10 protein-coding genes are annotated in these 12560 nt (G+C 62.7%); 6 read left to right on the top strand and 4 right to left on the bottom strand.

Translation table 11 applies throughout. The annotated features are described in order from the left end of the window. The first annotated feature begins 69 nt into the window (after positions 1-69). Positions 70-660: an RNA polymerase sigma factor SigX gene (gene sigX, locus HX851_RS34735; RefSeq protein ID WP_176987329.1), complete on the top strand. Its 591-nt coding sequence runs from the start codon at positions 70-72 to the stop codon at positions 658-660. Between the two features lie 106 nt (positions 661-766). After that, positions 767-1747 (top strand): OmpA family protein, encoded by a 981-nt coding sequence (locus HX851_RS34740; protein WP_177057576.1) that lies wholly within the window; start codon positions 767-769, stop codon positions 1745-1747. 74 nt (positions 1748-1821) lie between these two features. On the opposite strand, the gene HX851_RS34745 is transcribed toward HX851_RS34740, so the two are convergent. The 4 genes from HX851_RS34745 to HX851_RS34760 form a co-directional block, all read right to left on the bottom strand. Beyond that, positions 1822-3492: a bifunctional protein-serine/threonine kinase/phosphatase gene (locus HX851_RS34745; RefSeq protein WP_177057575.1), complete on the bottom strand. Its 1671-nt coding sequence runs from the start codon at positions 3490-3492 to the stop codon at positions 1822-1824. A 6-nt stretch (positions 3493-3498) separates the two neighbouring features. After that, positions 3499-4710 carry a nitrate/nitrite transporter gene (locus HX851_RS34750; RefSeq protein WP_177057574.1) on the bottom strand — a complete coding sequence of 404 codons (1212 nt, stop codon included), beginning with the start codon at positions 4708-4710 and terminating at the stop codon, positions 3499-3501. A 242-nt stretch (positions 4711-4952) separates the two neighbouring features. After that, complete coding sequence (locus HX851_RS34755) at positions 4953-5528, bottom strand: ANTAR domain-containing response regulator (RefSeq protein WP_177057573.1); 576 nt, start codon at positions 5526-5528, stop codon at positions 4953-4955. Positions 5529-5542: 14 nt separating this feature from the next. Continuing rightward, complete coding sequence (locus HX851_RS34760) at positions 5543-6754, bottom strand: CmpA/NrtA family ABC transporter substrate-binding protein (protein WP_177064244.1); 1212 nt, start codon at positions 6752-6754, stop codon at positions 5543-5545. Between the two features lie 297 nt (positions 6755-7051). On the opposite strand from HX851_RS34760, the gene HX851_RS34765 reads away from it, so the two are divergent. The 4 genes from HX851_RS34765 to HX851_RS34780 are packed head-to-tail and all read left to right on the top strand — an operon-like array spanning position 7052 to position 12550. Continuing rightward, positions 7052-7726 carry a helix-turn-helix domain-containing protein gene (locus HX851_RS34765; protein ID WP_177064245.1) on the top strand — a complete coding sequence of 225 codons (675 nt, stop codon included), beginning with the start codon at positions 7052-7054 and terminating at the stop codon, positions 7724-7726. 32 nt (positions 7727-7758) lie between these two features. Then, a complete protein-coding gene (gene sctC / locus HX851_RS34770) occupies positions 7759-9378 on the top strand; it encodes a type III secretion system outer membrane ring subunit SctC (protein WP_177064350.1) in 1620 nt (539 codons plus the stop codon). A 1-nt stretch (position 9379) separates the two neighbouring features. Next, positions 9380-10492: a type III secretion system gatekeeper subunit SctW gene (gene sctW, locus HX851_RS34775; RefSeq protein ID WP_177064246.1), complete on the top strand. Its 1113-nt coding sequence runs from the start codon at positions 9380-9382 to the stop codon at positions 10490-10492. A gap of 3 nt (positions 10493-10495) precedes the next feature. After that, positions 10496-12550, top strand: a complete 2055-nt coding sequence (locus HX851_RS34780) for an EscV/YscV/HrcV family type III secretion system export apparatus protein (RefSeq protein ID WP_177064247.1) — start codon at positions 10496-10498, stop codon at positions 12548-12550. Positions 12551-12560 lie beyond the last annotated feature (10 nt).

A 12560-nucleotide genomic window follows, 5' to 3' on the forward strand; every position in this document is an offset into this window, starting at 1 on the left:
ATGCCGCCGCAAAAAGCCCGCAAGCCTGGGCTGCGGCGGACATTGACCTGACTGTCGGCACGACTCGTTTTGAATAAAACCCAATCGCTATCCATGCGCTACGACCCCCGCGAGCTCTCCGATGAGGAGCTTGTTGCGCGTTCGCATGCGGAGCTTTTTCACGTGACGCGCGCCTACGAAGAGTTGATGCGTCGCTATCAACGAACTTTGTTCAGCGTTTGTTCAAGGTATTTAGGGAACGATCGTGATGCTGACGATGTCTGTCAGGAAGTGATGTTGAAGGTGTTGTATGGCCTCAAGAACTTTGAGGGTAAATCGAAGTTCAAGACATGGCTCTATAGCATCACGTACAACGAGTGCATTACGCAGTATCGCAAAGAACGGCGAAAGCGTCGCTTGATGGACGCCTTGAGTCTGGATCCGCTTGAGGAGGCGTCTGAAGAGAAGGCGCCGGTACCTGAGGAAAAGGCCGGACTTGATCGCTGGTTGGTGCATGTGAACCCGATCGACCGGGAAATCCTGGTGCTACGTTTTGTCGCAGAGCTGGAGTTTCAGGAGATCGCGGACATCATGCATATGGGTTTGAGTGCTACGAAAATGCGCTACAAAAGGGCTCTAGATAAATTGCGTGAGAAATTTGCGGGTATTGCTGAAACTTAGTTCAACGCAAATATCTCTTACGTTCAGGCAAGTTCTGCTAGACTTGTCGCCGAGTTGTCCCCCGGTTTGGGGACTGATTCACAATCACCAGATGGGGATTTAACGGATGAAACTGAAAAACACCTTGGGCGTTGCCGTTGGTACACTTGTTGCCGCAACTTCGTTCGGCGCTCTGGCACAAGGCCAAGGCGCAGTCGAGGGTGAGCTGTTCTACAGCAAGAAGTTCAACGACAGCGTCAACCACGTAGAAGACGGCCGTAGCCCAGGCGCTTCGATCGGCTACTTCATCACCGACGACGTTTCGGTCAATGCCACCTACGGCAAACTGGACTACACCCGTTCGAACGACGGCACTGGCAACCAGAAGATCCGTGGTGATCAGTTCGGTCTGAAAAGCCAGTACCACTTCGGTACCGTTGGCGATGCCATCCGTCCATACGTTGAAGGTGGCGTTGCTCACGGCAGCCAGACCAACGTTGCTGCTGACGGCCACACCGGTCGCGACCAGTCGACTTTCCTGACCACCGGCGCTGGCGCCAAGTGGTACATCACCGACAACCTGTACGCTCGTGCCGGCGTTGAAGCTGACTACAAGCTGGACAACGGCAAGTGGGACTACCAGGCTCTGGTTGGCCTGGGCGTGAACTTCGGTGGTAGCGGCGGCAAGGTTGCTCCAGCACCTGCTCCAGCGCCAGTTGCCGAAGAGCCAGCACCGGTTGCAGAAGCTCCAGTGGCTGAAGTGGTCAAGGTTGAGCTGGACGTGAAATTCGACTTCGACAAGTCGGTAGTCAAGCCTAACAGCTACGGCGACGTGAAAAACCTCGCTGACTTCATGAAGCAATACCCAGCTACCAACGTTGAAGTTGCCGGTCACACCGACAGCGTCGGTCCGGACAAGTACAACCAGAAGCTGTCGCAGCGTCGTGCTGATGCTGTCAAGCAAGTACTGGTCAAGGACGGCGTTAATCCAGGCCGCATCACTGCAGTGGGTTACGGCGAATCCCGCCCAGTGGCTGACAACGCCACTGAAGCTGGTCGTGCTGTCAACCGTCGCGTAGAAGCTGCTGTTGAAGCCCAAGCTAAGTAATTAGCCTGGTCGTACGGAAAAGCCCGGCTCAGGCCGGGCTTTTCTTTGCCTGCGATTTGCTCGATATCTGTTGTTCAGGGTTTTAGCGACCACACCAGAATGCCCAGGTTGATCAGCAGCGATACCAGCGCCACCGTGCGCCAGACTTTCAAGGGTTCGCGTTCCAGCAATGGTCGGGGGCGAACGCTCATCACACCGCGCTCGGACTTCTCCAGGGCCAGCAGCCATTCCTCGGCCGTCTCGTAGCGTTGTCCGGGGTCGACCGCGACGGCGCGGTTCAGGCTCTGCGCCAGCCAGTCGGGAAGATCGGGGCGATAACGCCCGGCACTCACCGGTGCGCCAAAGCGCGGGCGTTGGAAGGCTTCGATTTCACCATGGGGATAGTGCCCTGTCAGCAGATAGAACAGGCTGACACCGACGCTGTAGAGGTCCTGGCGAATGTCCGGAGCCTGCCCGTCGAACGCCTCCGGAGCGATGTAGCTGGGTGTGCCCGGCAGTTCCTGGCTCGGTTCCTCGCTCAGACCCGGGCAATAGGCCAAGCCGAAATCCAGCAGGCGCAGTTCACCGTCTGAGCCCAGGTGGAGGTTTTCCGGCTTGATGTCGCGATGGAGGATATTGCGCCGGTGCAGCATGCCCACCGCCTGCAACGTGCGCCGTGCCAGTTCCTGCCATTGTGCCAGCGGCAGCGGCCCGATCTGCTGGAACAGCTCGGCGAGGGTCAGCCCCGGGTATTCGCGCATCAGGTAATACAGGTGCTGGCGTTGTGGTGCCGGATGCACCTCGGGGAAGCAGCGGCCGGCGACCCGGCGCAGAAACCATTCTTCCTGAAGCAGGTCCTGTCCGGCGTGGGGTTCCGCATGGCGGCTTTGCGGCAGGGTCTTGAGCAGCCAGGGCTGTTGCTGGGCATCGCGGACGCGATAGAGGATCGATTGCCGGGTCTGTCCGAGGACGCTTTCGACCTGCCAGTTTTCGAACGACTGTCCGGGTTTCAGCGGGGGCGGCAGGGGCCATTGCTGCAGTTGGATCAGGGTATCGCCGAGGCTGTTCTCTCCCGGCTGGTCGACCCGCACCAGCAGGGCGCTGGCGTTGTCCTGGCTGCCGGCCAGGTGGGCGGCGCTGACCAGGGTCATCACGGCGCTTTCGAGCTCCGGTTGTTCGCGCAGGATAGCCGCGATCGCCGGGTCGCCGAGGGTGGCCCATACCCCGTCGCTGAGCAACAGGAAACTCTCGCCCTGGCGTACTTCACCATCGAGGTAGTCGACCACCAGGTGCTGATCCAGGCCCATGGCCCGCTTGAGTACGTGCTGCATGTCCGGTTGTTCCCAGACATGCTCCTGGCTGATGCGTTGCAACTGCCCGGCATACCAGCGATAGACCCGGCAATCGCCGACATGGGCCAGGGTAAAGCGGCGGCCACGCAGGACCAAGGCGCTCAAGGTGGTGAGCAGCGGTTGGCCGCCGCCATTGGCTTGCAACCAGCGGTTCTGCGCCAGCAGCAGCCGGTCCAGCGCCTGGGCGACGCCCCAGGTCTGCGGTGTGGCGTAATAGTCGAGGGCCAGCGCCTGCAGGGTCGACTGCGCAGCCAGGGCGCCATCGGCGCACTGGCTGACACCGTCGGCTATCGCGAACAGATAGCCCTTGCTGGCCGCCAGCTCCGGCGCGGGAGTGACCAGGCGCAAGGCGTCCTGGTTTTCCGCGCGCGGGCCGGTGGCCGTGGCCTGGGCAAAACTCAGTTGCAGGCCCACGGCGCCTCAGACCCGTGCGGCGGTGACGGCGGCCGAGCCCCAGGTGGTTCTCCAGCGACGCTTGACCCCGTGCAGGCCGAACCAGGCCAGGACACCGAGGCTGGCGAACAACCACAAGGCCATCTGATAGCTGCCGGTGCTCTGCTTGATCGCACCCATGCCGGCCGCCAGGGCAAAACCGCCGATGCCGCCGGCCATACCGATCAGCCCGGTCATCACGCCGATTTCCAGGCGAAAGCGCTGCGGCACCAGCTGGAACACCGCGCCGTTACCGGCACCCAGGCCGAGCATCGCCAGGACGAACAGGGCCAGGGCGGCATAGGAACTGGGTAGATTGAAGCCGACCGCGGCAATGCAGATCGCCGCCACCGTGTACATGCCGAGCAAGGTGCGTATGCCGCCGAAGCGGTCGGCCAGCGCGCCACCCAGGGGCCGCATCAGGCTGCCGCCAAACACGCAGGCGGCGGTGTAGTAGCCGGCGGTCACCGGGCTCAGGGCGTACTGGTCGTTGAAGTAGCCGGGCAGGGCGCTGGCCAGGCCGATGAAACCACCGAAGGTCACGCTGTAGAAAAACATGAACCACCAGCTGTCGCGATCACCCAGGGCTTTCATGTAGTCGGCCATGGATTTGGCCTTGGGCCGTTGCGGGGCGTTGCGTGCCAGCCAGGCAAACACGACCAGGGTGATCACCAGGGGAATCAGGGCGAAACCGAAGACATTGCTCCAGCCGAAGGAGGCCGCGAGCAGAGGTGCGATCAGGGCGGCGAACACGGTCCCCGAGTTACCGGCTCCGGCGATGCCCATGGCCTTGCCCTGGTGCTGTGGCGGATACCATTGCGAGGCCAGGGGCAGGGCGACGGCGAACGAAGCGCCGGCCATGCCGAGGAACAGTCCCAGCAGCAGGGCCTGTTCGTAACTGTGGATACCCAGTTTCCAAGCCCCGAACAGCGCCACGATAACGATGACCTGGCCGATGATCCCGGCGGTCTTGGGTGACAGCCGATCGGCCAGCAAACCCATCAGGAAGCGCAGGAATGCCCCGGCCAGGATAGGCGTCGCCACCACCAGCCCGCGTTGCTGGGTGGTCAGGTGCAGGTCGGCGGCGATTTGCACCGCCAGGGGGCCGAGCAGGTACCAGACCATGAAACTCAGGTCGAAATACAGAAAGGCCGAAAACAGTGTCGGGGTATGGCCGGACTTCCAGAAACTTGCATTCATGACGCACCTCAGCGGTAAGAGTCTCAGGGGAGGGGCTATTGCAAGGGGCATCGGGTGGTGCGCCTGTACGGCTGCACCACCGGCCCGCGTTTGCGGAGCCAAAACGCAAAAAACGTCGCTACCCGCTCTGCTTGCGCGAAGGGGGGGCGACGTCTTTGTCGTACAGTGGGGCAACCGCCGTTGGTTACCTGCGGGATTTACTTAGCAAGAGGCGGGCCAGAGTTGCCCTCGGTGCCGTCGGCTCAGCCGAGCAGCTCGCTCATGGCAATGATCTGCTCGGCGACCTGGATCAGCTTCTGCTGCCGGCTCATGGCCTGGCGCCGCATCAGCGTATAGGCCTCTTCTTCCTTGCAGTTCTTCATTTTCATCAGCAGGCCCTTGGCCTGCTCGATGCGCTTGCGCTCCGCCAGTTGCTGGTCCCGTGCCTGCAACTGGGCACGCAAGGCCTGGTCGCTCTCGAAACGGGCCATGGCGACATCGAGGATCGGTTGCAGGCGCTGGGCCTGGATACCTTCGACGATATAGGCGCTGACGCCGGACTTGATGGCCTGGCGCATTACGTCGGGATCATGTTCGTCGGTGAACATCACGATGGGCCGGGGCTGGTCGCGGGTGACCAGCACGACCTGTTCCATGACATCGCGGCTGGGGGACTCGGTGTCGATCAGGATGACGTCCGGGCGCACGCTTTCGACGCGAGCCGGCAGGTCGATGGTCAGTCCCGATTCGTCGATGACCTCGAAGCCCGCCTCGATCAGGGCGGCCCTGAGCCGTCCGACTTTCTTTGCCGTGTCGTTGATCAGCAGGATACGCAACATGTTCGGTTCTCCTGTCAGCGGCGGGCGAGCGCGGCCGGCTCGTCGTGCAGGGCATGCAGCGTGAAGCCGCGGGCGTAGGCGGCCGGGTCGGAGCCGTCCCAGGTCTTGCCGTCGATCAACTGGCTGCTGCGCATCACCTCGGGGCCATGCTCGATGCCCAGGGCTTCTGCTGCCTGGCGATAGAGTGCCAGTTGCTGTACCTGGCGGGCGACGCCGAGATAGTCGGGATCCTCGCGCAACAGGCCCCAGCGGCGGAATTGGGTCATGAACCACATGCCGTCTGACAGGTACGGCAGGTTCACTTCGCCAGTGCCGTGGAAGCGCAAGGCGTGGGGATCCTGCCAGCGATGGCCGAGGCCGTCTTCATAGTCGCCGAGCAGGCGTGGCTGGATATGTTCCACCGGCGCATCGAGGTAGTCGCTGCCGCTGAGCAACTGGGCGGTGCTGCGGCGGTTCTCCGGACTCTGTTCGATAAAGCGGCTGGCTTCGAGGACGGCCATCACCAGGGCCCGGGCGGTGTTGGGGTATTGCTCGACAAAGGCGCGGGTGCAGCCAAGGACTTTTTCCGGATGATCGGGCCAGATCGCCTGGCTGGTGGCGAGGGTAAAGCCCAGGCCTTGCTTGACCGCGCTGTCGCACCAGGGCTCGCCGACACAGAAGCCGTCGATGCGCCCGGCCTGCAGGTGGGCGACCATCTGTGGCGGCGGCACCACCACACTGTTGACGTCCTGCAGCGGATGAATGCCCTGGCTGGCCAGCCAATAGTACAGCCACATGGCGTGGGTGCCGGTGGGGAACGTCTGGGCGAAGGTGAGCTTTGCCTTGTTTTGGTGCGCGTGCCGGTCCAGTGCCTCAGGGCTGGTCACGCCCGCCGCTTGCAGGGCCGACGACAGGTTGATGCTCTGGCCGTTCTGGTTCAGGCCCATCAGGACCGCCATGTCGGTAGCCGGGCTGCCACCGATGCCCAGGTGCACCGCATAGACCAGTCCGTAAAGACTGTGGGCGGCGTCCAGTTCGCCGCTGACCAGCTTGTCGCGCAGGCTGGCCCAGGACGGCTGGCGCTTGAGATTCAGGGTCAGGCCATAGGGTTGGGCAAAGCCCTGGGTGGCGGCGACCACCAGCGAGGCGCAATCGCTCAGGGGCATGAAGCCCAGGTCGAGGGCATTCTTTTCCGGTGCATCGCTGCCATTGACCCAGGCCAGGGGATTGGCTGGAAATTCGTTCATCGGCTTTTCACTCTTCATAAAAAAACGCCGCACCCGGTCCGTGGCTGATCGCCAGACGGGTTGCGACGTCTTTGTCTTTGCACCCGAACCGCCGTTGGTGAGGGTTTCCACAGATGTAGCAAGGCATATGCCAGTGTCCCCGGTCGCGCCGACGGTTCATCAGCTTCTCATCATGATCTGTCGCGGCGGTCACGCCATGATCGCTGACGATTCATCGACAGACAGGTGGGATGCAGGGTGCAGGCTGACGAACGCTTCGCGATAACGTGTCCGGGGGTTCTATCCGCAGAGCGGGTCTTGCATGTGCGGGCCGGCGACGCCGGCGTATGTCTGTGCCGCGATGACCTGACGGTTGGCTGGTACCTGCCCGCCGGATGGCAGGGCCTGGTGGTCGGACGTGGGGCGATGAAAGTCGTCTCCGGCGGATTGCTCTGCGAGACCTTGTCCGGGACCTGCCTGATGAAGTTACAGGTGTTCATCGACATGGGCTGCGGTCTCAGCCAGCGCCGTCCCTGCGCCGCATCCTGGGCCGCCTTGCCGGTGACCGCCACGGTCACCGCCAGCAAGGAGGGCCTGGAGCGTTGGTATATCGAGTGTGCGTTGCGCGGTGATGCTGACTATCAGCGGTTTGCCGGGGTGGTGCGGCAAAGCGCGAGCTATTGGCTGGTGCTGTTTCTGCTGGAGCAGGGCACCGCCAGTGAAAAGCTGATCGGCCTGGCACGGCGTTATGGTGTCTCGGTCTCGCATTTTCGTCGTCTGTGTCACCAGGCACTGGGCGGGGCGGCGAAGCCGGAGCTGCGCGACTGGCGCACGGCCAAGGCGCTGTTGCGAATGATCCGTGGCGGCGGTTCACTCACCGATGTGGCGCTGGAGTACGGTTATGCCTCCTCTTCGCATTTCTCCAAGGAGGTTCGCGAGTTGCTGGGCGTTGCGCCGAGCCGGCTGCTCGATCTCATGGAGCAGCGCGGTTGAGAATTCACGCCTCGCGGCGCTGGCTCGGGGCAATGCTCCTGGCCTGCCTGGCGATCCCGCCGGCTGCTGCCGTACAGGAGAAAAGCGCAGGCTACGTGGCCCGCGAGGAAGGTCTGCGCAGCTTCTTTTCCGCCTTGTCGGCGCCTCTGGGCAAACCGATCATCGTCAGCAAGGCGGCCGCCAGCAAACGCATCAGTGGCGAGTTCCCGCTGCATTCGGCGCGCCAGACCTTCGACCGCATCGTCGCGCAGATGGGGCTGATCTGGTACAGCGACGGACAGGCCATCTACCTGTATGACGCTGCCGAGGTGAAAAGCTCGGTGGTGGCGCTACGGGTGATCAGCGTCGAGACCCTGAAGCAGTTCCTGCGCCAGTCGGGCCTGGAGGACTCGCGTTATCCCTTGCGCAATGACGGGCGCCGGACCTTTTATGTTTCCGGCCCGCCGATCTATGTCGACCTGGTCATGCAGGCGGCGCAGTTGATGGACAACCAGCCTTCCGAGCTGTTGCTCGGTCAGCAACGGATCGGCGTGATCCACCTGCTCAACACCTTTGTCGGCGACCGCAACTACGAGCAACGCGAGCAGAAGATCTCGATCCCCGGCATGGCCACGGTGATCGAGAGCCTGCTCAAGGGCGAGCAGAGCGGTGTCGAGCCGCGGGTCGAGGTCTCGACCGTGGCCGGCAATCCGTTGCGGATGCCGCAGTTTCCCCTCGAAGGCCTGGCCACGCCGATCTCCCCGGACGATCCCACCGCCCCGCGGGTGCTGGCGCGGGAAACCGCCGCCGGGAATATTCGCGTGGTGGCCTATCCGGATACCAACAGCCTGCTGGTCAAGGGCCTGCCGGAACAGGTGCGTTTCATCGAGAATCTGGTAGCCGCGCTGGATGTGCCCAAGCGTCATGTCGAGCTGTCGCTGTGGATCATCGACTTGAACAAGGACGAATTGAACCAGCTTGGGGTGAGCTGGCAAGGCGGGATCGATGTCGGTGGCCAGTTGGGCGTTTCCCTCAACGGCGGCTCGGCGACGACCCTGGATGGGGTGTCCTTCATGGCCCGGGTCATGGCCCTGGCGCAACAGAACCGGGCCAATGTGGTAGCGCGGCCGGTAATTCTGACGCAGGAGAATGTACCGGCGCTCTTCGACAACAACCGCACCTTCTACACGCAGTTGCTGGGGGAGCGCAGTGTCGATCTGCAAAGCGTGACCTACGGCACGCTGATCAGCGTACTGCCGCGTTTTGCCATCGCCGATGAAATCGAGATTTCGCTGAATATCGAGGACGGCAGCGAAGTGGAGCATGGCGCGGACGACGGCAAGGTGCAGCCGCTGCCGACGGTCGGCCGTACCCGCATCAGTACCGTCGCCCGTGTGCCCCAGGGCAAGAGCCTGCTGGTCGGCGGTTTCACCCGTGACGATTATCGCGAGCAGGTGGCGCGCATTCCGCTGCTGGGCTCGATTCCGCTGATCGGCGGGTTGTTCCGCTACCGGGTCAGCAGTTCGGCCAACACGGCGCGGGTGTTCCTGATCCAGCCCAAGGAAATCCTCGGGGCCTTGCAGGAGAGCACCCGGGACCTGGGCAAGGGCCTGATGACCGTGGAACAGCAGGACGCCGTGCGCCGGGCCTTCATGCGGGCGGCGGAGTACTGACATGGCGTTCATCAACCCCGCCTTGAGCCGTGCGTCCATGGCCCGTCTCGACCTGGCCCGGCAGGAGGCGCAAGCACCGCCCGATGTCGACGCGGCTGACCAGGATGCCAGCCCGGCCGGGTTGCTCCAGCGTTTTATCCAGAACAGCGACGAGATGTCGGCGGCCCTGACGCAGTTTCGCAATCGCCGCCTGTTCGAACTCAAGACCGACAGCCGGCCCGAGAGTTTCGAGTCGGTGCTCGATGACGACGTGGTGCCCAAGGCCCGCCAGGTGCTGGCGCTGTGCAAGGTCGCGGACAAACCGGTCGAATGGCTGTTGCAGATGGCCCGCGGCCTGTTCCCCGATGACAGCGACCTGGTGCTGGTGCTGCGCGAGCTGATACGGCGCAGGCAATTGGAAGGCCCTGTACGCCAGCGGCTGGAGAGCCTGCTGGAACAGGTGATTGCCCAGGCTTCACCGAAGCGTCTGAAGGCTGGTATCAACAGCGCCCTGAAGGCCCGGCTGTTCGGTCGCGCGATGGCCTTGCGAGCCGGATTCCTGCGGCAGGCCTATCGGGATTTCCTGGAAAGCGATGCCGGTGCGGCCAGTTGCTACGAAGACTGGGTGGCATTGTTCGGGCCGAACCGTCGGGCAGCGGTGCTGGCCTTTATCGAGGCCGCCTTGCTGACGGATATCGATGCCCAGGACCCCAGTTGCTCGCGCAGCGAGTTCGGCTCGTTGCTGGTCCGGTTAGCCGACCTGAAACGCCTGCGCTCGGCGGACGCGATGTTTGTCGGTGGGCTGTTGAACGATGCGCTGGTCCGCCGGTACAACCCGGAGGAACTCGATTGGCTGGTGTTCTTCTTCGGTGTGCTGAAGCACCCCGGTGAACTCGACCAGCTGTTGTCCGGTGTCCTCGGGGAGCAGGTGTTGCTGGCGTTGCATCGCGAGCGTTCGATGCTGCTGCAGGCGGTCCGGCGGATGTGCCTGCAGTTGCCCGCCGAGCTGTTTGTCGAGAACGCTGCCGCAGAGCAATTGGCCGGGCAGTTCGCCACCCTGGCCGATATTGCCTACGCCCATGAGCAGATCGAACAGCGGTGCGGCATGGCGTCCGCCTATTGGCCGGAGGAGTAGGCCATGCTCGATCAGCTCCTGCGCAGTGTCTCGGCCCGCCCTGAACTGCTGATCCTGTCGTTGATGGTAATGATCATCGCGATGTTGATCATTCCCTTGCCAACGCCCCTGGTCGACTTCCTGATCGGCCTGAATATCGTGATTTCACTGTTGATCTTCATGGGCTCGTTCTACATCGAGAGCATTCTCGCTTTCTCGACGTTCCCGGCCTTGTTGCTGTTGACCACGTTGTTCCGGCTGGCGTTGTCCATCAGTACCAGTCGCCTGATCCTGACCCAGGCGGATGCCGGCGAGATCATCGCCTCGTTCGGCGAGTTCGTGATCGGCGAAAACCTGGTGGTGGGTTTCGTCATCTTCGCGATTGTCACCGTCGTCCAGTTCATCGTCATCACCAAGGGGTCGGAGCGGGTGGCCGAAGTCGCGGCGCGGTTTTCCCTGGATGGCATGCCGGGCAAGCAGATGAGTATCGATGGCGATCTCAAGGCCGGGGCCATCGACGCCGCGCAGGCGCGCGAGAAACGCAGCGTGCTGGAGCGGGAGAGTCAGCTCTATGGTTCCTTCGACGGTGCGATGAAGTTCATCAAGGGCGATGCCATCGCCGGGATCATCATCATCTTCGTCAACTTCCTGGGTGGGATCGCCATCGGCGTCGGGCAGTTGGGCATGGATTTCTCGAGGGCCCTGTCGACCTACACCCTGTTGACCATCGGCGATGGCCTGGTCGCGCAGATCCCGGCGCTGCTGATCGCTATCGGTGCCGGCTTCATCGTCACCCGGGTCAACGGCGACGAGGCCAACCTGGGACGCAACATGCTCACGCAGATGTTCGGCAATCCTTTCGTGATCGGCGTGACCGCATTGCTGGCGGTGGCAGTCGGTACTCTCCCGGGGTTTCCGCTGCCGACCTTCGTGCTGATTGCCGGCGCCTTGGCCCTGGTGGTGTTCATGGGCTGGCGCAAGACCCGTGTATCGGCGCCGCAGTCACGGGAGGCCGCAGCGGAAACGCTGGCGGACAGCGTGGCGGAGAGCGAACTGGGGATGCTCGACAGCGTCGACGATATTGCCACCGAGACGGTCGCCCTGATGTTCCTGGTACCCGCGCAACGGCTGCAGGCGTTGCGCACAGCCAGGCTTGCCGAGCGTTTTCGCAGCCAGTTTTTCATCGACTACGGGCTGAAGATCCCGCTGCCGCAATTGCGCGGTTCCGAGACATTGCCCGGACATCAGGTCGTGGTGCTGATCAACGAGGTACGGGCCGACCAGTTCGATATCCATTTCGACCACTGGCGGGTACTCGACTATTCGCCGGAGCTGGCCGCCATGGGCTTGTCGCTGGTGCGCGGGCGTGACAGCAACCAGCTCGAAAGTGTCTGGATCGGTGCCGAGGGCAAGGCCACGGCAACGAACCTGGGCTACCAGTTGCGCGCGGCCTACGACGAATGCTACCGCTGCCTGGTGACCTTGCTGGCACGCAATATCAACGAGTTTTTCGGCGTGCAGGAAACCAAGGCGCTGCTCGATGAAATGGAAGGGCGCTACCCGGACCTGCTCAAGGAAGTCTATCGCCACGTCACTGTGCAGAAGATCGCCGAAGTTCTGCAACGCCTGGTGGGCGAACGCATCTCCGTGCGCAACATGAAGCTGATTCTCGAATCCCTGGCCCACTGGGCCTCCCGCGAAAAGGACACGATCGCCCTGGTCGAGCACGTGCGTGGCGGCCTGGGGCGCTACATCAGCAACAAGTTCGCCCATGGCAACGATCTGCGGGTGCTGCTGTTGTCACCGGAATTCGAAGAGGTGGTGCGTGGCGGTATCCGCCAGACCTCCGGCGGCAGCTTTCTCAACCTGGAACCGGCGCAGTCCGAAGACCTGATCGATCGCCTGAGCCTGGGCCTCGAAAGCCTGCACGTACCGCAGAAAGACCTGGTGCTGCTGTGTTCGGTGGACGTGCGGCGCTATATCAAAAAGCTGGTCGAGGGGCGTTTTCGCGAACTGGATGTCATGTCCTTCGGCGAGCTCAGCGAGACCATTTCAGTGAACGTCATCAAGACGCTATAAGGAGAAATAC

Origin of the sequence: Pseudomonas gingeri, from assembly GCF_013385635.1 — a bacterium.
Classification (GTDB): domain Bacteria; phylum Pseudomonadota; class Gammaproteobacteria; order Pseudomonadales; family Pseudomonadaceae; genus Aquipseudomonas; species Aquipseudomonas gingeri_A.